The sequence below is a fragment of the Pseudomonas sp. NPDC087358 genome (assembly GCF_044900785.1).
Taxonomy (GTDB): domain Bacteria; phylum Pseudomonadota; class Gammaproteobacteria; order Pseudomonadales; family Pseudomonadaceae; genus Aquipseudomonas.
Map to the genome: position 1 here is coordinate 157,741 of NZ_JBJDOA010000006.1, position 24,617 is coordinate 182,357.

Here is a 24,617-nt window from a genome sequence, read left to right on the forward strand (position 1 = left end):
AGGAGTGAGCTTGCTCGCGATTGCAATCTGTCCGGCACCCAACCGGTAACTGACAGACCGCTATCGCGAGCAAGCTCACGCCTACAGTATTGCGTTCGCCTTACAGTGTCGCGTGACCGACCTCACGCATCGGCTTGCCACGCGCCGGGGTATCGCCTGCCACGAAGTATCTGGCCGTGCTGCGTGGCAATGGCGCCCGCCCGCGAATCCGGTCGGCAATTTTCTCGGCCAGCATGATCGTCGGGGCGTTGAGGTTGCCGGTGGTGATGATCGGCATGATCGAGGCGTCGACCACGCGCAGACCTTCCATCCCGTGCACCCGGCCCTGATGATCGACCACGGCCATTTCATCGGTGCCCATCTTGCACGAGCAGGACGGGTGGAACGCGGTCTCGGCATGTTCGCGGACGAACTGGTCGAGTTGCTCGTCGGTCTGCACCTCCGGCCCCGGACTGATTTCGCGGCCGCGGTATTTGTCCAGCGCCGGCTGCTGCATGATTTCGCGGGTCAAACGAATGCCGTCGCGAAACTCCTGCCAGTCCTGCTCGGTGGCCATGTAGTTGAAGAGGATGCTCGGGTACTCGCGCGGGTCCTTCGACTTGAGCTGCACGCGGCCACGGCTTGGCGAGCGCATCGAGCCGACGTGAGCCTGGAAGCCGTGTTCCTTCACCCCGTTGCTGCCGTTGTAGTTAATCGCGACCGGCAGGAAGTGGTACTGGATGTTCGGCCACTCGAATTCTTCACGGGAGCGAATGAAACCACCGGCCTCGAACTGGTTGCTGGCGCCGATACCCTTGCCCAGGAACATCCACTCGGCGCCAATGGCCGGCTGATTCCACCAGAGCAGAGAAGGGTAGAGCGAGACCGGCTCCTTGCAGGCGTATTGCAGGTACATCTCCAGGTGATCCTGAAGGTTTTCCCCCACGCCCGGCAGATCGTGCACTACAGGGATATCCATCTTTTTCAGCAGCGCGGCAGGGCCGACACCCGAGCGCTGGAGGATCTGTGGCGAGGCGATTGCGCCGCTGCACAGCAGGACTTCCTTGCGCGCCCGGGCCTGGATGCGGGTATCGCTGTCGCCGACCATGTAGGCGACACCGGTCGCCCGCTTGTTGTCGAACAGGATCCGGTCGGTCAGGGCGTGCGTGACGATGGTCAGGGTCGGGCGCTTCTTGGCTTCATCCAGATAACCGCGCGCGGTGCTGGCGCGACGGCCGTTGGGCGTCACGGTGCGATCCATCGGGCCGAAGCCTTCCTGCTGATAGCCGTTGAGATCGGAGGTGGCGGGATAGCCAGCCTGCACACCTGCCTCGACCATGGCGTGGAACAACGGGTTGTTGCCCGCCTTGGGTGTGGTCACGCTGACCGGGCCTTCGCCACCGTGGTAGTCGTCGGGGCCGATGTCGCGGGTTTCGGCCTTGCGGAAATACGGCAGGCAATCCAGGTAGGTCCAGTCTTCAAGGCCTGGGAGTTTGGCCCAGCCGTCGTAGTCCATGGCGTTGCCGCGGATGTAGCACATGCCGTTGATCAGCGACGAACCACCCAGGCCCTTGCCACGCCCGCACTCCATGCGCCGGTTGTCCATGTGCGGTTCGGGGTCGGTTTCGTAGGCCCAGTTGTAGCGACGGCCCTGCAGCGGAAACGCCAGCGCGGCGGGCATCTGTGTGCGGAAGTCGGCGCGGTAGTCCGGGCCGCCGGCTTCGAGCAACAGAACGGTGACGCCCGCATCTTCAGTGAGGCGCGCTGCCAGGGTGTTACCGGCAGAGCCGGCGCCGATGATGATGTAATCGTATTCGGAGGTGTTCATAAGGGCTCCGTAAAGCGGCAAGCCCCCAGCCTAAAGCTGCAAGAAAAAGCAGCGAAGCTGAGCTTGCGAATCAATGTGTGGAGCGGCAAGCAGGATCTGCTGTTTCTTGAAGCTTGCCGCTTGAAACTAGAAGCTGCTCTCAAAACACCGACGCGTAATCCCCAAGCTCGACCTGTACCGATTTGATTCTCGTGTACTGCGCCAGCGAGCTGATGCCGTTCTCGCGGCCGACCCCCGATTGCTTGTAGCCGCCGACCGGCATTTTGGCGTCGGACTCGCCCCAGGCGTTGATCCAGCAGATACCGGCTTCCAGTTGATGGATCACCCGGTGGGCGCGGTTGAGGTCGCGGGTCACGACGCCCGCCGCCAGACCCATTTCGGTGTCGTTGGCGCGGCGGATGACTTCTTCTTCGGTCTCGTAGCTGAGGATGCTCATCACCGGGCCGAAGATCTCTTCCCTGACGATGGTCATCTCGTCGCTGCAGTCGGTGAACACCGTCGGCGCAACGAAGGCTCCCTTGGCGAACTCACCGTCAGTCAGGCGCTCGCCGCCGATCAGCAGGCGTGCCCCTTCTTCCTTGCCCTTGGCGATGTAGCCCAGCACGCTTTCCATGTGCGCGAAGCTCACCAGCGGGCCGAAGTTGGTGGTGTCGTCCTGCGGGTTGCCGACGCGGATGCGCTTGACGCGTTCCAGGATTTTCTCTTCGAACCGGGTCTTCAACGCACTCGGCACGAATACCCGCGTGCCGTTGGTGCAGACCTGACCGGAGCTATAGAAGTTGGCCATCATGGCGATGTCGGCCGCGCGATCCAGGTCGGCGTCATCGAAAATGATCAGCGGCGACTTGCCACCCAGTTCCATGGTCACTTCCTTGAGCGATGAACTCGAAGCGCTGGCCATGACTTTCTTGCCGGTATCGGTGCCGCCGGTGAACGAGATTTTCTCGATGCGCGGGTGTTCGGTCAGCCAGGTGCCAACTTCGCGACCGCTGCCGGTGAGCACGTTGAACACGCCGTCCGGCACGCCCGCCTGGGTATAGATCTCCGCCAGCTTGAGGGTGGTCAGCGACGTGACTTCGCTTGGCTTGAAGATCATCGCGTTACCCGCAGCCAGCGCTGGCGCGGATTTCCACAGGGCGATCTGGATCGGGTAGTTCCAGGCGCCGATGCCGACGGTGACGCCCAGCGGCTCGCGGCGGGTGTAGACGAACGACGAGGTACGCAGCGGGATCTGTTCGCCTTCGATGGCTGGCACCAGACCTGCGTAGTATTCCAGCACGTCGGCGCCGGTGACGATGTCGACGTATTGGGTCTCGGAGATCGACTTGCCGGTGTCCAGGGTTTCCAGGGCGGCCAGTTCGTCGTTGCGCTCGCGCAGGATGTCGACGGCACGGCGCAGAATGCGCGAACGCTCCATGGCAGTCATCGCGGCCCAGACCTTCTGGCCTTTTTCAGCGCTGACCACGGCACGCTCGACGTCTGCCTGGGTGGCCCGCTGGACCTTGGCAAGGACTTCGCCATTGGCCGGGTTGATGGCTTCGAAGGTCGCGTCGCTGCTGGCGTCGACGTAACCACCGTCAATGTAGAGTTTTTGCAATTCGAAACGGGCCATAAAATCCTCGCAGTTGTCTGTCGATGGCGTGATCGGGTGCGCTGCGCGCGGTGCGATCGATGTGCGGCAGCTGCTTCAGCTCGCCGCTTTTGCCAGTTGGAAATCCATGTATTCGTAGGCGAGCTGCTGCGCCTGTTCGGTATCGAAGGCATCCCCCGATAGCGCGCCGCGCAGCCACAAGCCGTCGATCAGCGCGGCCAGGCCGCGGGCGGCGGTACGTGCGTCGTCCAGCGGGAGGACGCGGCGGAACTGGCAGCACAGGTTCGAATACAGGCGGTGATCGTTGATCCGCTGCAACCGGTGCAGGGATGGGGAATGCATGCTGGTGGCCCAGAAGGCCAGCCAGGTTTTCATCGCCGGGCCGTTGACCTGGCTGGCGTCGAAGTTGCCCTCGATGATCACTTTCAGATGCGCCCGGGGGCTGTCGTCGGTCAACGCTTGCCTGCGCGCGGCGACGTTGATGATCAAGGCGTTCATCAGGTGACGCATGGTCGCTGCGATCAGGCCGTTCTTGTCCTGGAAGTAGTGACTGATGATGCCGTTGGAGACGCCCGCAAGCTTGGCGATCAGCGCGATGCTGGCGTCGCCCATGCCAACCTGATCGACCGCCGAAAGGGTGGCCTGGATCAGCTGTTGACGGCGAATGGGTTGCATACCGACCTTGGGCATCTGTGAGTCTCCGTGGCTCGCCGGGTGATCATGAAGGACTGAAAAACGGCCTGCAGTGTAGAGCTTTTTAATTGAACGTTCAATCAACAAAAAGCGGCGGGCAAGCAGAAACAGCCGCAAGCTTCAAGCTAGAAGCCGCAAGAACAGAGGCGTACGGGCCTTCGTCTTGCAGCTTGAAACTTGCAGCTTGGAGCTGCTTTTAACCGTGATTTTTACCCAGCAACGCGTGATACAGCTCGCTGTCGCCGAGAATGCCCACCAGTTGGTTGTTCTCCTGCAGCACCAGCTTGTTGCCGGTGTGATAGCGGATCTGCAGGGCTTCACGCATGCCAATGTCCGAATGCACCACGGTCGGCCTGCGGCCCAGATTCTCTACTGCCTGACCGGGTGCCCAGCTCTGCAGATCGACAGCAGCGCCGTGCTGATGGATGCCCTGGATCTGGTTGCCTTCGGTCAGGTCGATCCACGAGTCATCTCCCGGATCCAGGCAGACCTGGGAACCGTTGATGCGCGTGCAGTCGGTGATCGGGCGCATCAGGCTGCGGCCGCACAGCACGTTGAGCGGGTTAGTGTGGGCGACGAAGGTGCGCACGTATTCGTCGGCAGGGTTGAGCACGATTTCTTCCGGCACGCTGTACTGGATGATCCGGCCGTCTTTCATGATCGCGATGCGGGTGCCGAGCTTGAGTGCTTCGTCCAGGTCATGGCTGACGAAGACGATGGTCTTGTTGAGTTTCTTCTGCAGCGCCAGCAGCTCGTCCTGCAGCCCCTGACGGATCAGTGGGTCGAGCGCAGAGAAGGGTTCGTCCATCAACAGAATGTCGGCGTCCATCGCCAGCGCGCGGGCCAGGCCCACTCGTTGCTGCATACCGCCGGACAGCTCGTCGGGCTTCTTGTTGCGCCATTGGGTCAGGCCTACCAGCTCGAGTTTCTCGTCCACCAGCTGGCGGCGTTCTTTCTCCGGGCGGCCCTGCATTTCCAGGCCGAAACTGATGTTCTCGCGAACGGTCAGCCAGGGCATCAGGGCGAACTTCTGGAACACCATGGCGATGCGTTTGGTGCGCATCATTTTCAGCTCGGCCGGGGTGCATTTGGCGATGTTGATCTGCTTGCCTTCATGCTCGACGAACAACGAACCGCGGCTGACGGTATTGAGGCCGTTGATGCAGCGCAACAGACTGGATTTGCCCGAGCCGGACAAGCCCATCAGTACGCAGATCTCGCCTTTGTTGATTTCCAGGCTGGCTTTTTCCACGCCAACGATCTGACCGGTCTTCTTCAGGATTTCTGGCCGCGCAAGGCCCTGATCCAGCAGCTTGAGAGCCTCACGCGGGTCTTTGGAGAAGACGACGTCTACCTGGTCGAATTTGATGATGCTCATGCGTCGGCCCTCACTTTAGCGTCGGGTTGTTTGCAGATACGGTCGAGCATGATTGCCAGCAATACGATCGCCAGGCCCGCTTCGAAGCCCAGGGCGATATCAGCGGTGTTCAGTGCGTTGACCACGGGTTTGCCCAGACCGTCGGCGCCCACCAGTGCGGCAATCACCACCATCGACAACGACAGCATGATGCACTGGGTGATACCGGCCGCGATGCTTGGCATGGCGTGGGGCAGTTCGATCCGGGACAGCAGTTGACGACGGGAGCAGCCGAAGGCCTTGCCGGCGTCGAGCAGTTCTTGCGGGACATCGCAGATGCCCAGATAGGTCAGTCGGATGGGCGCCGCAATCGCGAACACCACCGTCGAAATCAGACCCGGCACCACACCCAGCCCGAAGAGGGTCAGGGTAGGAATCAGGTAAACGAATGTAGGAACGGTCTGCATCAGGTCCAGCACCGGTCGCATACAGGTGTAAAACATCGGCTTGTGCGCCGCGATGATGCCCAGCGGCACGCCGATCACCACGCACACCAGCGTGGCAAACAACACCTGCGCCAGGGTCTCCATGGTTTCCTGCCAGTAACCCAGGTTGAGGATCAGCAGAAAGGAGATGATGACGAAGGCGGTCAGGCCCCATTTGCGCTGGATGAAATGAGCAAGCAGAGCAATCAGGCCGATCAGCACAAAAGGGTTGAACCAAGTCAGACCGCCGGTCAGTCCGTGGATCATGGTTTCCAGTGACGAAGCGATGGCGTCGAAGGTGCTGGCGCCGTGTTGCGTCAACCATTCGACAAAGCCTGCGATGTACTGGCCTAGGGGGATTTTATGATCAGTCAGCATGATATCGATTGTCCGCGTGCGGGATGAAAAGAGGACAACAGGCGGGCGGACCCGCCTGCGTGTCGAGTTACTTCGTCAGCTCGGCTTTTGCGGCTTCCAGGCCAGGTTTACCGTCCACTGTGGTGACACCCGCCAGCCAGGTGTCGAGTACTTGAGGGTTTTTCTTCAGCCACGCCTTGGCGGCTGCTTCAGGCTTCATCTTGTCGTCGAGGATGTTGCCCATCAGTGAGCTTTCCATGTCGACCGTGAACTGCAGGTTCTTCAGCAGCTGACCGACGTTGCTGCATTCGGCGGTGTAACCCTTGCGTGTGTTGGTGGCCACGGTTGCAGCGCCGAAATCGGGGCCGAAGAAATCGTCGCCGCCGGTCAGGTACTGGATCTTGAAGCGCTTGTTCATCGGGTGCGGCGCCCAGCCGAGGAAGACCACGGCGGTGTCACGCTTGGAGGCGCGATCGACCTGCGACAGCATGCCCGCTTCGCTCGACTCGACGACCTTGAAGCCAGCGGTTTTCAGGCCGAAGGCATCTTTGTCGATCATGCTCTGGATCAGGCGGTTGCCATCGTTGCCAGGCTCGATGCCGTAGATCTTGCCGTCGAGCTCTTTCTTGAATTTGGCGATGTCGGCGAAATCGTGCAGGCCTTTGTCGTACAACGCTTGCGGCACGGCCAGGGTGTATTTGGCGCCGGTGAGGTTGGTGCGCACCACTTCGACGCTGCCGGCGTCGCGATAAGCCTTGATGTCGTTTTCCATGGTGGGCATCCAGTTGCCGAGGAACACGTCCATGTTCTTGCCATCGGCCAGCGACTTGTAGGTCACGGGCACGGAAATCATCGTGGTCTTGGTCTTGTAGCCCAGTGACTGCAGGACCACGCTGGTGGTAGCGGTCGTTGCAGTGATATCGGTCCAGCCTACATCGGAAAAATTGACCGTCTGGCAGGCGGCAGGCTCTGCAGCCTGGGCCAGGATGGGCAGACTCAGCACAACGCCCAGCAACAGCTTTTGTGAACCTTTCATGGTTGGACTCCTTAGGTGTTTTCTTCTCGTCATCAGCGGGCTGACGCGTTTTTTTGGTGTCGGCGAGTCAAGTTGGAAAACAGCTCTTTCACTGCGTCTGGCGATCGAGTCGACAACGATCATGTAGCAGGGGAAAACAAACGCCTACAGGGGGCGTCGTAACCAGTACATAGGGGGTCGTATCCAGTGTCAGTGACGTCGCTTACAGGTTCTTTCCCCGGCCGCCGGCGGCTTTTCGAGTGCCAATGCGGCAAAAAGTGTCGAAAACAGTGACATTTGTTCCTCGGGGACAGGCTCCTGCTCGCTTGCGCATGGACGCGACGTTTGTGGACAAGAGTGGGTCGGTGTGAGACGCCGCCCGGCAAGATAAAAGGCTGATGATGCCGCCATCTCGACGGATTGCAGTTTGAGCGTAGCAGCTCCGTCGCCGGCCGCTCGGCGCGCCGGGAACCCTGTTTTGCGGAGGTTTGCGGTAAATGGCTATCAGCGTGTTCGACCTGTTCAAGATCGGTATCGGCCCCTCCAGCTCTCACACCGTGGGGCCGATGCGCGCAGCCGCGTTATTCGTTCAAGGCCTGCGTGAGCGCGGTCAGCTGGCGCAAGTCCGGCGCATCGAAGTGCGGCTGTATGGCTCGCTGTCGGCGACCGGCGTCGGTCACGGCAGCGACAACGCGGTGATCATGGGCCTGATGGGCGAATGGCCGGACGCAATCGATCCCACGCTTATTGGTCAGCACATCGCCGAACTGCGCGAAACCGACACGCTGAAGCTCAATGGCGATCACCCGATCCCCTTTGTCTGGCAACGCGACATGCTGCTGATCGACGAAAACCTGCCTTTCCATCCCAACGCCATGACTCTGCTCGCCTTTGATGCCAGCGGCGAATGCCATCGCGACACTTATTACTCGGTGGGCGGTGGTTTCGTGGTCGATGAGGCGCAAGCGGCCAGCGGCGTGCTGGATATGGACAGCACCGTGCTGCCCTACGACTTTTCCAGCGCCGACGAGCTGCTGGCGCTGTGTGAAAAGCACGGCCTGCGGGTCTCGCAGTTGATGATGGAGAACGAGAAGGTCTGGCGCAGTGAGGAAGAGATTCGTTCAGGCCTGATGCACTTGTGGCGCGCCATGCAGCAGTGCGTGGAGCAGGGTCTCAAACACGAAGGCATCCTGCCCGGAGGCCTGAATGTGCGTCGTCGTGCGGCGCGCCTGCATCGCAGCCTTCAGGAACTGGGCAAGCCCAATGTAATTGGCTCGACGTTGAGCGCGATGGAGTGGGTCAACCTATTCGCCCTGGCGGTCAATGAAGAAAACGCGGCGGGTGGACGCATGGTCACGGCGCCCACCAACGGCGCGGCAGGCATCATCCCTGCGGTGCTGCATTACTTCGTCAAATTCAGTGATGAAGTCAGCGAAGCCAATGTGGTGGACTACTTTCTGGGTGCGGCCGCGATCGGCATCCTCTGTAAAAAGAACGCGTCGATCTCCGGCGCCGAGGTGGGCTGCCAGGGCGAGGTGGGTTCAGCCTGCGCAATGGCGGCGGCGGGGCTCGCAGACATTCTGGGTGCCACGCCTGAGCAATTGTGCAACGCGGCGGAAATCGGCCTTGAGCACAATTTGGGGCTGACCTGCGACCCGGTCGGTGGCCTGGTTCAAGTGCCGTGCATCGAGCGCAACGCAATTGCCGCGGTCAAGGCCATCAACGCCGCGCAAATGGCGTTGCGCGGAGACGGCCAGCACTTCATCTCGCTGGACCGGGTCATCCGCACCATGCGCGATACCGGCGCCGACATGCACGACAAATACAAGGAGACATCGCGCGGCGGGCTGGCGGTGAGTGCAGTGGAGTGTTGATCGAGCCCTCGTCCTTTCAATGCTTTTGATTCTGGGCGAAGCCCGTAGGAGTCCGCCACCCCGGCGGGCTCCCACGCCTTCGGCACAAGCAAGTTCGCGTTTCATGTCTGCTCGCTTTTGATCCACGCTGCCAACCCGCCGCTACCTTTTGGCGCGCATACCGTGTCGCATGGCGCAAAGCCATGTCCTGCCGGCCTGTTTCGACCCTGCGCGAGTCATCCGTGCATGGGGTGACACTCTCCCTTCGTCCGATATTTCGGTGCTTCACACAAGTGATACCGAATTGCTCATCGCGCCCGCCATTTCCGTGGCTCGGCAATCGTCAGGTCGCTAATCGAACGCCCATGTCGCTACCGAATAGACGTATCGCGACGTCGCAATCAGGGTTTATTGAATGCCCATTCAACTTTAGGCATGGCATTTGCGTTGCAATGACAAAGCTCTCCTTTGAGGAGGGCCAACAACAAGAGCCTCTTACTGGGGCCATCAACCGCTTTTCGCTTGAGGAGATACCGTGATGACTTCGTTCAACTCCGGGGCTCAACCCCAGAACCGTGCGCCTCAATCCATCGGCTTCCTGCTGCTGGACAATTTCACACTGATTTCTCTCGCATCTGCGGTTGAGCCACTGCGAATGGCCAACCAGCTTTCTGGTCGTGAGCTGTATCGCTGGACCACACTGAGTGTCGATGGCGGCCAGGTGTGGGCCAGCGATGGCCTGCAAATTACCCCTGATGCCTCGATGCACAAGGCGCCGGTGCTGGACACCGTAATCGTCTGCGGAGGTGTCGGCATTCAACGCACCGTCACTCGCGAACACGTGAGCTGGCTGCAGAGCCAGGCACGTCAGTCCCGCCGTCTGGGCGCGGTGTGCACCGGCAGCTGGGCGCTGGCATGCGCCGGCCTGCTCGACGGCTTCGATTGCAGCGTGCACTGGGAATGCCTGGCCGCGATGCAGGAAGCCTTCCCTCGCGTGGCGATGAGTACGCGTCTGTTCACCCTGGACCGTAACCGCTTCACCAGCTCCGGGGGCACCGCGCCGCTGGACATGATGCTGCACCTGATCAGCCGTGATCACGGGCGTGAACTGTCCGCTGCGATCTCGGAAATGTTCGTCTACGAGCGCATTCGCAATGAGCAGGATCACCAGCGCGTGCCACTCAAGCACATGCTCGGCACCAACCAGCCGAAACTTCAGGAAATCGTCGCGCTGATGGAGGCCAACCTCGAAGAGCCAATCGACCTCGACGAGCTGGCAGTTTATGTCGCGGTCTCCCGGCGTCAGCTCGAAAGGCTGTTCCAGAAGTATCTGCATTGCTCGCCGTCGCGCTACTACCTGAAGCTGCGCCTGATTCGCGCCCGGCAGTTGCTCAAGCAAACCCCGATGTCGATCATTGAAGTGGCGTCGGTCTGTGGTTTTGTCTCCACCCCGCACTTTTCCAAGTGCTACCGCGAATACTTCGGCATCCCGCCGCGCGATGAGCGCGTAGGTTCCAACACCGCACAGCAGGTGGCGATGCTGCCGATTCCCCAGGCGATGGTGCTGGCGCCGCTGTCCGGGCCGCTCTCGGCGCTCAGCCAGGCGCGCAACGAGTCGACCTTTGCGAGCGTGCGGTTGTAGAACTACCGCCGCACGCAGCTTGTTGATGCCGGCTGGCAGGCGAGTCCGGGTTGTCAGCCGCCGCTACCCTGACTGGCCCGACGCATTCGCCAGCCATCTGCGACGGGGCCGAGCTGTGCAAGAGGCTCGTGCAGCGTCGCAAATCTGCGGTGGTGGCGAACTGAGCTTCACTTCCTGAATCCGTCAACTCCACCCGCCCAACAGCTGACAGAACGACGAGCGGTCCGGCCAATCGGGAAAACCTGTCATTTCTGACAGTTGTCGACTTTTGCAAACAGGTGCCTCATGTCTGCAGGGGTTTTCAGCCCGTCCAGGTCTGGAAACTTGCCTGCAATACCCACTGGATCACAGTTTCGCGCCTGCGCGTCACGGCGCTGCGCGAGCTGATCACTCATCGCCTGGATGCAATTTGTGAGGTGGAGCATGTCGACAGACAAAGGTGCGAGTCCGCAAGGGCAGGGTACTGCCGGTCAGGGGGCGCGCACGGGTGGCGCGATAACCGACCTGGCGAGTCCGAATGAGCTATCGCCAGGACGCCGTAGCTATCTCGAGAAAGTGAAGGACGGCCGGTTGGTGTCTGAGCCACTGGTCCTTTCAATCAGGCCGCAAGCATTGAATCTCGGTGCCCCGCATGCCATGGCCATCCCCGGCTACATCATCGTCAGGGGCAAGCCACCTCCCGTCGCGCCTGCCAAGGCGCAATATCGACGGCAGCCCACTGGCGGGATGCCGCCGTATACCTACGCGTCCTCCGATGAACAGGTTGCGCAGGTCGACAGTGAAGGCCTGGTGACCGCCGCCGGTAACGGCACAGCGCTGATCAGTGTTCGCGATTGCAGCGCAGCTACGGCGCAGTTCGCCATTACGTTTTCAGCCATCGTGCAGGTGGCGCAGTATGGTCCTGTCAATTGGGGGTCCAGCGTCAATGATCGACCCTGGGTCAACCGAGCGCTCAGCGTTGCCGAAATGAGGCTCTTCTACGACACCTACGCATCCAGCGCAGGCGACATTGAGGCTTATCTGGGCTGGCGGCAGGTCAATGAATACTGGACATCGACCAACATTTTGACCAACGACCACGGCAAGACTTTTCTCCTGCGCACTGGCACGGAGTCGGACAAGCAAGGCGGGGCCCGTCTGCTGGTCGTACTCAAGGATCTGTGATGAAGGTTTGGCGCTCATCTGCCTGCCGGTCCAGGCCGAGAGCGCCATCCTTGATCAAGCCTTGACGCGTGCAGTCTGGTAGGAAGCCAGTGCCGGTAGCAACTGTTGATCGATCGCCTGACGGACTGCCGGCAGGATGGTCGCGCTGCTGGTGAGCATTCTTTCCACCAACTGGCGCAATGCCCTGGCGCGGTCGTCGGTCAGGCCGCATACCGCTTGGCTGCAGGCTTGTTCGGGAGTCGCTCCGGAGGGCATTTCAAAGCCGATCGATCGGAGTTGACCCAGTAGATCGTCCTGGTCGATCAGGTCTGCATGCATCATGACGCTCGCTCCTTTTATGGGGGGTTGAGGCGATTCTGGTAGCGCGCTGCACGCTCGGCAAGACCTGTCGTCGGCAATGTCTGGCATGCGCATAAGCGTGTCGTTTTCGGCTATGTAACCGTTTGGTTAATTCGGCATAATGCCGCCACTTGTATTGCTCGGATTACGGTTTGGTCACCCTCTGCTCCGCGCAAGTCCCTCAACCCCGGTTTTGTAACGGCTTAACCGGGGCTTTTTTTGCCTGCGTTTTTGCTCCATCGCCTGAGTGGTCTGCGCAACCTCGGCTGTTTTGTTAAACTCCGCAGCCTTCCAGGAGCCGCCATGAACTACCGTCACGCCTTCCACGCCGGCAACCATGCCGACGTCTTCAAACACATCGTCCTGACTCGCCTTATCGCGCTGATGTCGCGCAAGGAGCAGCCCCTCGCCTATATCGACACCCACGCCGGTCTCGGTCTGTATGACCTGCAGGGTGATCAGGCGACGCGCACCGGTGAGTGGCTCGAAGGCATCGGCCGCCTGTGGGACGCGGACGACGTGCCTGCGGTGGCCGCCGGCTACATGGATGCGATCCGCCAGATGAACCGCAAGACCGGCGAATTGCGTTACTACCCAGGCTCCCCGGAGCTGGCGCGCCGTGTGACCCGCGAACAGGACCGTGTATTGCTCAATGAGAAGCACCCCGAAGACGGCGCGCTGCTCAAGGACAACATGAAATACGACCGCCGCGTGGCGGTGCATCTGGGCGAAGGCTGGCATGTGCCGCGTGCCTTGCTACCGGTGCAGGAGAAGCGCGCCGTGATGCTGATCGACCCGCCGTTCGAGCAGCTCGACGAAATGAAACGCTGTTCGGTCGCGCTCAAGGAAACCATCGGGCGCATGCGTCAGACCGTCGCCGCCATCTGGTACCCGGTCAAGGATCAGCGCGCGCTCAAGCGTTTCTATCAGGAACTGGCCGAAACCGGCGCACCAAAATTGCTGCGCGTGGAGCTGCTGGTGCATCCGCTGGACACGCCGAACAGCCTCAACGGCTCGGGGATGGCCATCGCCAACCCGCCGTGGGGACTGGAAGAGGAGTTGCGCCAGTTGCTGCCATGGCTCGCCGAGAAACTGGGGCAGACCCAGGGCGACTGGCGGATGGATTGGTTGATTGCCGAAGCCTGATTTGCCGGATGTCCGCTTTCTGATTCCGGCCGCAGGCCGTGGGGGTCCGGCTCGCCCGCGATCTGCTGGGCACTGGCAGTAAAATCAGACCATCGATGTCTGGCAGATTCCACGCAGTATCCAGTTTACTACCGCTGCCCGGCAGATCGCTGGCAAGGTGGAGCGCCACCCTGGCAGCTCCCACGCCCTCTGGCCAGAATCAAAGGCACGCGGCGACGGAGTTCGTTGCTTCTGCCCGAGGGCGTGGGAGTCCGGCTTGCCGACGATCTGGTGCGAAGCGCCAGCGAACCCTGTGAATGCTATGCACCTGACCCACTGCGCTGCCTGATTCTACCGCCGGTGCCCGGCAGATCGCTGGCAAGGTGGAGCGCCACCCCGGCAGCTCCCACGCCCTCCGGGCAGAAGCCATGGCCCATACCGATTTGGGTGACGGCCGTGGCATCGTGGAGGCTTACGGATTCAAGCTCGGCGGCATGCACACACCGGTCCCGGCAATGCCGCAATAACCCTGGGGGTTCTTGGCCAGGTATTGTTGGTGATAGGCCTCGGCGAAGTACATGGTCGGTGCCTGGTCGATCTCGGTGGTGATTTCGCCCAGGCCGGCCTTGGTCAGTTCAGCCTGGAACACCTCGGCGCTGGCCTTGGCGGCTTGCAGTTGCGCGGGGTTGGTAGCGTAGATCACCGAGCGGTATTGAGTGCCGATGTCATTGCCCTGACGCATGCCCTGGGTCGGGTTGTGCAGTTCCCAGAACATCGCCAGCAGCTCTTCGTAGCTGACCTTCCCGGGCTCGTAAACCACCAGTACCACTTCGCTATGGCCGGTCAGGCCGGAGCACACTTCCTCGTAGGTCGGGTTCGGCGTAAAGCCACCGGCGTAGCCCACGACTGTGCTGTAAACGCCGTCACGTTGCCAAAAGCGACGCTCCGCGCCCCAGAAGCAACCCAGTCCGAAAATGGCGAAATCGACGTCCACCAGGAACGGCCCCAGCAGCGGATGGCCGTTGACGAAGTGTTCTTCCGGGATGTTCATCGGTGTTTCGCGGCCTGGCAGTGCTTGCTGGGCGGTAGGCAGTTGGTTTTTGTTCACAAGAATTTCCGAGCGCAAGACCATGAGGCGAATCCTCTCTGGGACAGGACGACCGACAGGGTTTGTCAGTGAAGGACGTATATGGGGTCAGATTGGGCTGTTACAAATGCCAGGCGACAAGTGTGCCGCACAACGTCTGGAGCAGGAAGCGCGTTGTGGCGAATCAGGCCAGCGGGCCGCGTGGGTAGCGTCGCAGCTTGTCGATCAGGTCTTCGCCCGGGATCGGTTTGTCGAACAGATAGCCCTGGCCCACGTCGCAGCGGTGGCGACGCAGAAAGGCCAGTTGCTCGGCGGTTTCGATGCCTTCGGCGACCACCGTCAGCTTGAGGTTGTGCGCCATGGCGATGACCGCTGAAGTGATCTCCATATCGTCCTGGTCATCCGGGATGTCGCGGATGAAGCTGCGGTCGATCTTGATCACGTCGATGGGGAATTTTTTCAAGTAGCTGAACGACGAATACCCGGTGCCGAAGTCGTCCATGGCCAGGGTCAGGCCCAGGGTTTTCAGCGATTCCAGCTGCAGGCGCGTGTCCTCCGTGGCTTCCAGCAGCAGACCTTCGGTCAGTTCCAGCTCCAGCAGCGACGGGTCGAGCTGTTCTTCGCGCAGGATACTGGCCAGCGAACTGACCAGCTCCGGGTCGGAAAACTGCTTGGGTGAGACGTTGATGGCAACGTGGAGCTTGCCGTATCCGGCGGCGGTCAATTGCTTGCTCATGCGGCAGGACTGGCGTGCGACCCACTTGCCGATCGGAATGATCAGACCGGTTTCTTCGGCCACGCTGATGAACTGGTCCGGGCGGATCATGCCCTTTTCCGGATGATTCCAGCGCAACAGCGCCTCCATGCCCAGCAAGCGGCCGGTACGCAGGCAAAGTTTGGGCTGGTAGAAGACTTCCAGCTCGTTTTGCGTCAGCGCGCGACGCAGGTTGTTCTCCACGAACAGCTTGTAGCTGGCCTCGGCGTTCAGCGCCTCGGTGAAGACCTGCACCTGATGTTTGCCGTTGGCCTTGGCCTTGTGCAGCGCCAGACCTGCGTTTTTCATCAGGGTCTGTGGATCGCGGCCATGCAGCGGGGCACAGGCCAGGCCCACCGAACCGGTCACGCTGATCAGCTGGTTGTCGACGAACATCGGCTTGTCCAGCGTGGTCAGCACCTGGCTGGCGATACGCTGGCCGTCTTCGGGGCCGGTGTCATCCAGCAGTACGGCGAATTCGTTACTGGCGAAACGGGCCAGGATCCCGGTCGGGCTCAGGCTGTTGCGCAGGCGTCGGGCCAGGCTGATCAGCAGCTTGTCGCCGGTCTGATGGCCAAGGCTGTCGTTGATTCGCTTGAAGTTGTCGATGTCCACCAACAACAGGCTGATCGGGGTTTCGATGTCCCGCGCGAAGTGTTCGTCGAGGGTGCGGATGAACGCCGGACGGTTGCCCAGATTGGTCAGGTTATCGGTGTAGGCCAGGCGCTCGATGCGCTGCTGGGAGAGCTTGGCCTGGGTGATGTCTTCGTAGATGCCGATGTAATGAGTAAGCTCGCGGTTATCGCTGAAGACCTTGGAAATCGACAGCTGGCCCCAGTAGGGCTCCAGATTCTTGCGACGGCTCTTGAACTCGCCCTGCCAGCTGTTGCCCGTGGCCAGGCTTGAGTTGGCATCGAGCAGCAGCGAGTTGAGATTCTCCAGCGCCGGCAGCTCCGACAAGCGATGCCCGTGAACTTCTTCGGCGGTGTACTGGGTGATCTCGGTGAAGCTTGGGTTGACGTATTCGACCACGCTGTCGCAATTGACCAGCAAAAACGCGTTGGCGCTTTGCTCCACGGCGCGCTGAAACAGGTGCAGCGCGTTGGTGGCGGTGCGCCGGTTGTGGTTGTTGATGGCTTGAGCGAACTGATCGGCCAGCTCGCCGGCAAAGGCGATTTCGTCGGATTGCCACTCGCGGGGGGTACCCGTCTGCTCAAGGCACAACACGCCGACCACCTGGCCATCGATTCGCACGCTGGCGTCGAGGATGGCGTTGATGTCACGCGGCCGCAGGCTCGCGGCCAGTTCACGGGTACGCGGGTCCAGCTCGACGTCATTGGCATCAATGGCGCGGCTGGTATGCAGCGCTTCCAGATAGCTGGGGAAGCGGCTGACGTCGATGGGCGGGGGTTTGCGGTAGGCGTCGGTGTCGCGACGGTATTCGGCTATCGGTTCGAGCACCTTGGCGTTGAGATTCCAGATGCTGGCGCAGGAAATGTCGTAGATCTCGCAGGCGCTTTTGGTGATCAGCTCCGCAGCTTCCTGCAGCGAGTTGCTGGAGCTGTAGCGATGACGTGCCAGGCGCAGGATCAGGCTCTGCTGGGCACGTACGCGCTCCAGGTGCTGAAGCTGTTCGTGCTGGGCGCGCTGGTTCAGTTCCAGGGCGATTTGCAGGCGCGAGTTCTGAACTTCCAGGTCCGGGCTGAACGCCAGTTCGCTGGCTTCGAACACCTCATCCACGACCATCAGGTAACCGCGTAGCAGATGCCGGTTGTGTTGCTTGTAGCCTTCACCGATCTCCAGCAGGCCCAATGGGCCGCGGGTGGTGTGCAGGGTATAGCGGATCACGTAGTGGGAATTGACGGCCAGTTGCATTTGCACGGCGTCGTGCAGTTGATAACGCGCCTCGGGCTCCATCAGGCTGGCATAGGGGGCGCCAATGAGCGCGCACAACTCCATGGCCGGCATGTCGAATTGCTTTTCGCAGTTGGGGTCCAGGTACAGCATCGCCCAGCTCGCTTCATTCAGCCGCTCGAAACGCAGCATGCCGAGCCGCGAGGGCACCGGCAATTGCGTCACGACCTCGGCTGCCGATCGAGCGGCAGCATCAGGTTGGCTTTTCATGAAGGAACTCGCTTTAAGAGTACGGTCGCGCATGGGCAAGGAGCCCATTGTGAAATCGCGTGTCGCAAGGTTGCATCATGGCGAACGGGCTGACAAGTGAGCGCGATGGCTTAGTGCTATAAATCTGTCGGCAAATCGGGGATTAACTGAAGGTTGTTGGTCGGATTTGTCGGGAAAGGGCAGTAAGTGGTTGATGTTGTAGCGGGCATGGGCGCGTTGGTCTTGTGTTTATCCTGTAAGTCGGGTTTCGCTGGTAGGTGGTTCTGCCGTTAGGCAGAACTGTTTCGCCTTCGGCGAGTTACTTTTGAAACGCACCAAAAGTAACCAAAAGTGCTTGCTCCTGGTTTGGTTCCTCCTTCGTCGGAATACCCGCACTCCGGCGATGCTCCGTGGGCCCGCGCCGAACGGACATCCATGTCCTGACGGCGCTCTCGCGGCATCCATGCCGCTCGACCCACTGCGCATCGCCTGCGTTTGGCCTGCACCCAAGTCGCGATCGGTGGTGTCTGGACTGTCGCGTTCGAAAAAGCAGTAGCAAAAGCAGATGTTAGACACCGGTCTTGCAGCAGTCCGGCCTGCCGGCGTTAGCAATCTTGAGGACGCCGGCGGCAAGCCGTGCTGCTGCAGGATTTGTATCTCCGACCCTTGGCGTGAACCCGATCCAGTGTGGGAGATTCTATGGTTTCAGACAAGCTCCTCAAGCAGCTTTGGACTATTGCGCCGCCTGCTTTTGATTCTGGCCGCAGGCCGTGGGAGCTTGGCTTGCCAGCGATCTGCCGGGTACCGGCAGTAGAGTCAGACGGCGCGGCGGGCCAGGTGTACCGCGTCCACAGGCTTTGCTGGCGCTTCGCGCCAGATCGTCGGCAAGCCAACTCCCACGTTCTCCGGGCAGAAGCGGGTGAACATCTGACGGCCGCGCGCAGAAGCAATCGACCCCCCTTGCGCCGCGTGCTTTTGATTCTGGCCGCAGGCCGTGGGAGCTTGGCTTGCCAGCGATCTGCCGGGCACCGGCAGTAGAGTCAGACGGCGCGGCGGATCAGGTGCATCGCGTCAACAGGCTTTGCTGGCGCTTCGCGCCAGATCGTCGGCAAGCCAACTCCCACGCCCTCCGGGCAGAAGCGGGTGGACATCTGCGGGCCTGCGGGCAGAAGCGGGTGGACATCTGTCGTCCTGCGGGCAGAAGCAATCGCCCCCCTTGCGCCGCCTGCTTCTGATTCTGGCCGCAGGCCGTGGGAGCTTGGCTTGCCAGCGATCTGCCGGGCACCGGCAGTAGAGTCAGACGGCACGGCCGGTCAGGTGCATCGCGTCCCCAGGCTTTGCTGGCGCTTCGCGCCAGATCGTCGGCAAGCCAACTCCCACGCCCTCCGGGCAGAAGCGGGTGGACATCTGAGCGCCTGCGGGCAGAAGCAATCGACATGTTGCGCCGCCTGCTTCTGATTCTGGCCGCAGGCCGTGGGAGCTTGGCTTGCCAGCGATCTGCCGGGCACCGGCAGTAGAGTCAGACGGCACGGCGGATCAGGTGCATCGCGTCCACAGGCTTTGCTGGCGCTTCGCGCCAGATCGTCGGCAAGCCAACTCCCACGCCCTCCGGGCAGAAGCGGGTGGACCTCTGACGGCCTGCGGGCAGAAGCAATCGACCCCTGTTGCGCCGCCCGCTTTTGATTCTGGCCGCAGGCCGTGGGAGCTTGGCTTGCCAGCGATCTGCCGGGCACCGGCAGTAGAGTCAGACGGCGCGGGGGTCAGGTGCATCGCGTCCACAGGCTTTGCTGGCGCTTCGCGCCAGATCGTCGGCAAGCCAACTCCCACGCCCTCCGGGCAGAAGCGGGTGGACATCTGAGGGCCTGCGGGCAGAAGCAATGGACTCCCTGTTGCGCCGCTTGCTTCTGATTCTGGCCGCAGGCCGTGGGAGCTTGGCTTGCCAGTGATCTGCCGGGCAGCGGCAGTAGAGTCAGACGGCGCGGCGGATCAGGTGCATCGCGTCCACCACCAGCAAGCCGGCTCCTACATAGACCGTGTCGACCTCAACAAGCGACGTGCGTTAGCACCAGCGCGTCGCAATCTTTTTGTGGTTCATGCGCAGGTTTTATGGGCGCCACCCATTGCGACTTTGGAAGGCCGAGCGCAGGTATTGCGTAGTGGGCCGAGCGGCATGGATGCCGCGAGAGCCGCCCCCCGCCATGGATGGCGGATGGCGGCGGGCCCACGGAGCAATGCCGGAGTCGAGGGAACCCGACGAAGTCGGGCCGAACAGGGAGCCAGGACACTTGGTTACTTGGTGTCTTTTCAAGTAACCCGCCGAAGGCGGAACAGTTTGGCCGTTAGGCCGAACCCATATCAGCGTCACCACCGACCCCCGATATGCACCCCAACCCCAACCCCAACCCCAACCCCAACCCCAATATCCAATATCCAAAACCACCCGCCCAAAAAAAGCCCCGCCAAATGAGCGGGGTTGAGGTACGAGCGTGGCAGCTCGAAAAACTGTACAGGCCCGCGTCGCTGGACGCGGGCCTGACGAGGCTTACAGCAGAATCGTGCGGATGTCCGCCAGCAATTCGCTCAGACGCTTGGTGAAGCGGGCAGCTGCGGCACCGTTGATCACACGGTGATCGTAGGACAGCGACAGCGGCAGCATCAGGCGCGGCTGGAAAGCCTTGCCGTCCCAGACCGGTTGCATGGTGGCCTTGGAAACACCCAGGATCGCCACTTCAGGCGCGTTGACGATCGGCGTGAAGCCGGTACCGCCAATGTGACCCAGGCTTGAGATGGTGAAGCAGGCGCCCTGCATCTCGTTGGCCGAGAGCTTCTTGGTGCGCGCTTTTTCAGCCAGCACGGCGGCTTCGGCAGCCAGTTGCAGCAGGCTCTTCTGGTCGACGTCCTTGATCACAGGGACCAGCAGGCCATCCGGCGTGTCTACGGCGAAACCGACGTTGACGTATTTCTTGCGGATGATCGCCTTGCCGCTTGGCGCCAGCGAGCTGTTGAAGTCCGGCAGTTCCTTGAGCAGGTGCGCGATGGACTTGAGCAGCAACGGCAGGACAGTCAGTTTCACGCCGGCTTTTTCAGCGACGGCTTTCTGCGCGACGCGGAAAGCTTCCAGGTCGGTGATGTCGGCCTGGTCGAACTGAGTGACGTGTGGGATGTTCAGCCAGCTGCGGTGCAGGCCGGTCGCACCCAGCTGCATCAGGCGAGTCATCGGCACTTCTTCGATCTCGCCGAAACGGCTGAAATCGACTTCCGGAATCGGCGGGATGCCCATGCCGCCGGCAGCGCCGCCAGCGGGTGCGTCCTTGGATTTGGTCATGATGGATTTGACGTACGCCTGCACGTCTTCCTTCAGGACACGGCCGTGTGGACCGGTGGCGGACACAGCGTTGAGCTCGACACCGAACTCGCGCGCCAGCTGACGAACAGCCGGGCCTGCGTGTACCTTGGCGCCGGCTTTGGCCGGGGCTGCGGCAGGTGCCGGTGCAGCTTCTGTCTTGGCAGCCGGAGCAGCGGCCGGAGCGGCAGCAGGGGCCTGGGCTTTTTCCGCCGCGGGGGCGGCTGCCGGGGCTGGTGCAGCAGCGGGTGCGGCGCCTGCGACTTTCAGTTTCAGGATCAGGTCGCCGGTGCCAACTTCGTCTTCGACCTTGACGCTGATGCTCTCGACCACGCCTGCCGCCGGAGAAGGAATCTCCATCGAGGCCTTGTCCGATTCCAGCGTGATCAGCGATTGGTCGGCTTCGATGCTGTCGCCAACCTTGACCATCAGCTCGATGATGCGTGCCTTGCCCGACGAACCGATGTCAGGAACGTGGATGTCCTGAACGGCAGCCTCGGCGGCAGGTGCTGGTGCAGCAGCTGCAGGGGCAGCTTCAGCCGGTTTTTCAGCCGCTGGCGCTGGCGCCGGAGCGGCAGCAGCTGGCTCTGCAGCAGGTGCAGCAGCTTCGCCTTCGACTTCCAGCTCGAACAACTCGTCGCCTTCTTTCAGGCGGTCGCCCAGCTTGACCTTCATGCTTTTGATGACGCCGGCCTTGGGAGCAGGGATTTCCATGCTCGCCTTGTCCGACTCCAGGGTCAGAATGCTCTGGTCCGCTTCGATGCGATCACCGACCTTGACCATCAACTCAATGACTTCACCTTCACCGTTGCCGATGTCGGGTACGCGAATTAGCTCACTCACAATGTCTCTCCTTAGGAGAACCTGTTCACTCGATTGCGCTGGCGGTAGTGCGACGAAACAGCCTTGGATGCTCATTTACCGGAGTAAATTCCGCATCCTTGGCTGTTTCGCGCAATCGGTCAGCGCTTACTTCGATCTTTAACGCAGACGCTTAGCAGTCCAGCGGGTTGCGTTTGTCCGGGTCGATGCCGAACTTGGTGATGGCTTCGGCCACCACTTTAGGTTCGATATCGCCGCGATCGGCCAAGGCTTCCAGAGCTGCCAGCACAACGAAGTGACGGTCAACTTCGAAGAAGTTACGCAGCTTCTTGCGGCTGTCGGAACGGCCGAAACCGTCGGTGCCCAGGACTTTGTATTCCTTGGTCGGAACCCACTGACGAATCTGGTCAGCGAACAGTTTCATGTAGTCGGTCGAAGCGATCACCGGACCTTTACGGCCGTTGAGGCACTCTTCAACGTAGCTCACTTGTGGTTTCTGACCTGGCTTGAGGCGGTTGGCGCGTTCTACGGCCAGACCGTCGCGACGCAGTTCGTTGAAGCTGGTAACGCTCCAGACGTCCGCACCGACGTTGAACTGCTCGCGCAGGATCTTCGCCGCTTCGCGTACTTCGCGCAGGATGGTGCCCGAACCCAGGAGTTGCACGTGGTGCGCCGCTTCCTTGGTGTCTTCCTCGAGCAGGTACATGCCCTTGACGATGCCTTCCTCGGAACCGGCCGGCATTGCAGGCTGGACATAGGATTCGTTCATCACGGTCAGGTAGTAGAAGACGTCCTGTTGCTCTTCGAACATCTTCTTCATGCCGTCCTGAATGATCACCGCCAGCTCGTAGCCGTAGGTTGGATCGTAGGTGCGGCAGTTCGGGATGGTCGAGGCCAGGATGTGGCTGTGACCGTCTTCGTGCTGCAGACCTTCACCGTTCAGGGTGGTACGACCAGCAGTACCGCCAACCAGGAAGCCACGGGTGCGGCTGTCGCCTGCGGCCCATGCCAAGTCGCCGATACGCTGGAAACCGAACATCGAGTAGAAGATGTAGAACGGAATCATCGGCTGGTTGTGGCTGCTGTACGAGGTACCGGCAGCGATGAAGGAGGACATCGCGCCCGCTTCGTTGATGCCTTCCTCGAGGATCTGACCTTTCTTGTCCTCGCGGTAGAACATCACCTGTTCTTTATCGACTGGCTCGTACAGCTGGCCGACGGAAGAGTAGATGCCCAGCTGGCGGAACATGCCTTCCATACCGAAGGTACGGGCTTCGTCCGGGATGATCGGAACGATACGCTGGCCCACTTCCTTGTCCTTAACCAGCTGCGCCAGGATGCGCACGAAGGCCATGGTGGTGGAGATTTCGCGGTCGCCGGAGCCGTCCAGGATCGCCTTGAGGGTTTCCAGCGGCGGAGTCGGCAGGCTGAAGCTCTGTGCGCGACGCTGTGGGACGAAGCCGCCCAGTGCAGCGCGACGCTCGCTCAGGTAGCGGGCCTCGGCGCTGCCTTCTTCAGGTTTGAAGAACGGCAGGGATTCGAGTTGATCGTCCTTGACCGGGATGTCGAAGCGGTCACGGAAGTGACGCAGGCTATCCACGTCGACTTTCTTGGTGTTGTGCGCGGTGTTTTTCGCTTCACCGGCGCCGGTGCCATAACCTTTGATGGTCTTGGCCAGAACCACGGTCGGTTGACCCTTGTGGTTGACCGCCTCGTGGTAAGCCGCATAGACCTTGTACGGGTCGTGGCCGCCACGGTTGAGCTTCCAGATTTCGTCATCGGACATGTCTGCAACCATGGCCTTGAGTTCTGGCGAGTTGAAGAAGTGTTCGCGAACGAAGGCGCCGTCTTTGGCCTTGTAGTTCTGGTATTCGCCGTCGATGACTTCGTCCATGCGACGTTGCAGGATGCCGTCGACGTCCTTGGCCAGCAGTGGGTCCCAGAAACGGCCCCAGATGACTTTGGTCACGTTCCACTGAGCACCACGGAACACGCCTTCCAGTTCCTGGATGATCTTGGCGTTGCCGCGAACCGGACCGTCCAGACGCTGCAGGTTGCAGTTGACGACGAAGATCAGGTTGTCGAGCTTCTCACGACCGGCCAGGGCGATGGCGCCCAGGGATTCCGGCTCGTCGGTCTCGCCGTCGCCCAGGAAGCACCAGACTTTCTGCTTGCCTTCAGGGATATAGCCGCGGTGCTCCAGGTACTTCATGAAGCGCGCCTGGTAGATCGCCTGGATCGGACCCAGACCCATGGAAACGGTCGGGAACTGCCAGAAATCCTTCATCAGCCACGGGTGTGGATAAGACGACAGACCGTTGCCATCGACTTCCTGACGGAAGTTGTTCATCTGGTCTTCGGTGATGCGGCCTTCCATGAACGCACGGGCGTAGACGCCTGGCGATGCGTGACCCTGGAAGTAGATCAGGTCGCCGCCGTGTTCGTCGGTCGGGGCCTGGAAGAAGTAGTTGAAGCCGATGTCATACAGGGTCGCACTGGAAGCGAAGCTGGAGATGTGACCGCCCAGATCCGGGTCGCCGATGTTGGTTTTGACCACCATCGCCAAGGCGTTCCAACGCACCAACGAGCGAATGCGGCGTTCCATGAACAGGTCGCCAGGCATGCGTGCTTCGTGGGTGACGGGAATGGTGTTGCGGTATGGCGTGGTGATGGCGTACGGCAGCTGCGAACCACTTCGTGTGGCCAGCTCGCCCATACGGGTCATCAGGTAATGCGCGCGGTCTTCGCCTTCTTTGTCGAGAACCGATTCCAGGGCGTCCAGCCATTCCTGGGTTTCGACGGGATCGAGGTCTTGCATGGCTTGCTCCAGGGCGGAAAGGCTTCCAGAATCGGTTGCCTGAGTTTGTTGCGACTGGCCTTGTGGGCAGACGACGTAAAATTCTTGGATGACCGGACTTGTACCCGGCGTTGTGTAGTTTTACTACAAATCTTCGGCTGTTTCAGCTTTTTGACTTGTATATACAGTAGTAAAACTACAGCGGAACGATGTTTTCGCTCGTGTCACTTCGTGAAACAAATTGCCATTGTTGGTAGAAAATCAACCCCTGCCGGCAAAGCAG

The 24,617-nt window shown here is 61.0% G+C and carries 15 protein-coding genes; 4 read left to right on the forward strand and 11 right to left on the reverse strand.

What is annotated here, in order from left to right:
• Positions 1 to 100 precede the first annotated feature (100 nt).
• From betA to ACI2KS_RS16035, 6 genes are all read right to left on the reverse strand, one after another.
• Positions 101 to 1,807, reverse strand: a complete 1,707-nt coding sequence (betA, locus tag ACI2KS_RS16010; RefSeq protein ID WP_404621885.1) for a choline dehydrogenase — start codon at positions 1,805 to 1,807, stop codon at positions 101 to 103.
• A 139-nt stretch (positions 1,808 to 1,946) separates the two neighbouring features.
• The gene (gene betB / locus ACI2KS_RS16015; protein ID WP_404621887.1) at positions 1,947 to 3,419 is read right to left on the reverse strand and encodes a betaine-aldehyde dehydrogenase; all 1,473 of its coding nucleotides are present in this window, start codon (positions 3,417 to 3,419) and stop codon (positions 1,947 to 1,949) included.
• Between the two features lie 75 nt (positions 3,420 to 3,494).
• The gene (betI, locus tag ACI2KS_RS16020; protein ID WP_404621889.1) at positions 3,495 to 4,088 is read right to left on the reverse strand and encodes a transcriptional regulator BetI; all 594 of its coding nucleotides are present in this window, start codon (positions 4,086 to 4,088) and stop codon (positions 3,495 to 3,497) included.
• A gap of 199 nt (positions 4,089 to 4,287) precedes the next feature.
• Positions 4,288 to 5,469 (reverse strand): choline ABC transporter ATP-binding protein, encoded by a 1,182-nt coding sequence (gene choV, locus ACI2KS_RS16025; RefSeq protein ID WP_404621891.1) that lies wholly within the window; start codon positions 5,467 to 5,469, stop codon positions 4,288 to 4,290.
• Positions 5,466 to 6,314 carry a choline ABC transporter permease subunit gene (gene choW, locus ACI2KS_RS16030; protein WP_404622183.1) on the reverse strand — a complete coding sequence of 283 codons (849 nt, stop codon included), beginning with the start codon at positions 6,312 to 6,314 and terminating at the stop codon, positions 5,466 to 5,468. The genes choV and choW overlap by 4 nt, the downstream gene beginning before the upstream one ends.
• A 64-nt stretch (positions 6,315 to 6,378) precedes the next feature.
• A complete protein-coding gene (locus ACI2KS_RS16035; protein WP_404621893.1) occupies positions 6,379 to 7,326 on the reverse strand; it encodes a choline ABC transporter substrate-binding protein in 948 nt (315 codons plus the stop codon).
• Positions 7,327 to 7,802: 476 nt separating this feature from the next.
• On the opposite strand from ACI2KS_RS16035, the gene ACI2KS_RS16040 reads away from it, so the two are divergent.
• The 3 genes from ACI2KS_RS16040 to ACI2KS_RS16050 all read left to right on the forward strand — a co-directional run bounded on the left by ACI2KS_RS16040 (position 7,803) and on the right by ACI2KS_RS16050 (position 11,964).
• Positions 7,803 to 9,179, forward strand: coding sequence for an L-serine ammonia-lyase (locus tag ACI2KS_RS16040; RefSeq protein WP_404621895.1), 1,377 nt, complete (start codon positions 7,803 to 7,805; stop codon positions 9,177 to 9,179).
• Between the two features lie 517 nt (positions 9,180 to 9,696).
• Positions 9,697 to 10,800, forward strand: coding sequence for a GlxA family transcriptional regulator (locus tag ACI2KS_RS16045; RefSeq protein WP_404621897.1), 1,104 nt, complete (start codon positions 9,697 to 9,699; stop codon positions 10,798 to 10,800).
• A gap of 573 nt (positions 10,801 to 11,373) precedes the next feature.
• Positions 11,374 to 11,964: an Ig domain-containing protein gene (locus ACI2KS_RS16050; protein ID WP_404621899.1), complete on the forward strand. Its 591-nt coding sequence runs from the start codon at positions 11,374 to 11,376 to the stop codon at positions 11,962 to 11,964.
• Between the two features lie 54 nt (positions 11,965 to 12,018).
• Here the strand turns inward: ACI2KS_RS16050 and ACI2KS_RS16055 are convergent, their stop codons facing one another.
• Positions 12,019 to 12,285: a hypothetical protein gene (locus tag ACI2KS_RS16055; protein WP_404621901.1), complete on the reverse strand. Its 267-nt coding sequence runs from the start codon at positions 12,283 to 12,285 to the stop codon at positions 12,019 to 12,021.
• Between the two features lie 321 nt (positions 12,286 to 12,606).
• Between ACI2KS_RS16055 and ACI2KS_RS16060 the strand changes: the two genes are divergently transcribed.
• Positions 12,607 to 13,449, forward strand: coding sequence for a 23S rRNA (adenine(2030)-N(6))-methyltransferase RlmJ (locus tag ACI2KS_RS16060; RefSeq protein WP_404621903.1), 843 nt, complete (start codon positions 12,607 to 12,609; stop codon positions 13,447 to 13,449).
• A gap of 451 nt (positions 13,450 to 13,900) precedes the next feature.
• Here the strand turns inward: ACI2KS_RS16060 and msrA are convergent, their stop codons facing one another.
• The 4 genes from msrA to aceE form a co-directional block, all read right to left on the reverse strand.
• A complete protein-coding gene (gene msrA / locus ACI2KS_RS16065) occupies positions 13,901 to 14,560 on the reverse strand; it encodes a peptide-methionine (S)-S-oxide reductase MsrA (protein WP_404621905.1) in 660 nt (219 codons plus the stop codon).
• 139 nt (positions 14,561 to 14,699) lie between these two features.
• Complete coding sequence (locus tag ACI2KS_RS16070; protein WP_404621907.1) at positions 14,700 to 17,393, reverse strand: putative bifunctional diguanylate cyclase/phosphodiesterase; 2,694 nt, start codon at positions 17,391 to 17,393, stop codon at positions 14,700 to 14,702.
• Positions 17,394 to 19,914: 2,521 nt separating this feature from the next.
• Positions 19,915 to 21,558: a dihydrolipoyllysine-residue acetyltransferase gene (gene aceF, locus ACI2KS_RS16075; RefSeq protein ID WP_404621909.1), complete on the reverse strand. Its 1,644-nt coding sequence runs from the start codon at positions 21,556 to 21,558 to the stop codon at positions 19,915 to 19,917.
• A 151-nt stretch (positions 21,559 to 21,709) separates the two neighbouring features.
• Positions 21,710 to 24,355, reverse strand: a complete 2,646-nt coding sequence (aceE, locus tag ACI2KS_RS16080) for a pyruvate dehydrogenase (acetyl-transferring), homodimeric type (RefSeq protein WP_404621911.1) — start codon at positions 24,353 to 24,355, stop codon at positions 21,710 to 21,712.
• Positions 24,356 to 24,617: the final 262 nt, after the last annotated feature.

Coding starts and splice junctions, on each gene's coding strand:
- ACI2KS_RS16060 (WP_404621903.1), top strand. CDS start 12,607: ATGAACTACCGTCACGCCTTCCACGCCGGCAACCATGCCGACGTCTTC.
- ACI2KS_RS16045 (WP_404621897.1), top strand. CDS start 9,697: ATGACTTCGTTCAACTCCGGGGCTCAACCCCAGAACCGTGCGCCTCAA.
- betI (WP_404621889.1), bottom strand. CDS start 4,088: ATGCCCAAGGTCGGTATGCAACCCATTCGCCGTCAACAGCTGATCCAG.
- msrA (WP_404621905.1), bottom strand. CDS start 14,560: ATGGTCTTGCGCTCGGAAATTCTTGTGAACAAAAACCAACTGCCTACC.
- ACI2KS_RS16035 (WP_404621893.1), bottom strand. CDS start 7,326: ATGAAAGGTTCACAAAAGCTGTTGCTGGGCGTTGTGCTGAGTCTGCCC.
- ACI2KS_RS16055 (WP_404621901.1), bottom strand. CDS start 12,285: ATGATGCATGCAGACCTGATCGACCAGGACGATCTACTGGGTCAACTC.
- betB (WP_404621887.1), bottom strand. CDS start 3,419: ATGGCCCGTTTCGAATTGCAAAAACTCTACATTGACGGTGGTTACGTC.
- betA (WP_404621885.1), bottom strand. CDS start 1,807: ATGAACACCTCCGAATACGATTACATCATCATCGGCGCCGGCTCTGCC.
- ACI2KS_RS16040 (WP_404621895.1), top strand. CDS start 7,803: ATGGCTATCAGCGTGTTCGACCTGTTCAAGATCGGTATCGGCCCCTCC.
- aceE (WP_404621911.1), bottom strand. CDS start 24,355: ATGCAAGACCTCGATCCCGTCGAAACCCAGGAATGGCTGGACGCCCTG.
- ACI2KS_RS16070 (WP_404621907.1), bottom strand. CDS start 17,393: ATGAAAAGCCAACCTGATGCTGCCGCTCGATCGGCAGCCGAGGTCGTG.
- choV (WP_404621891.1), bottom strand. CDS start 5,469: ATGAGCATCATCAAATTCGACCAGGTAGACGTCGTCTTCTCCAAAGAC.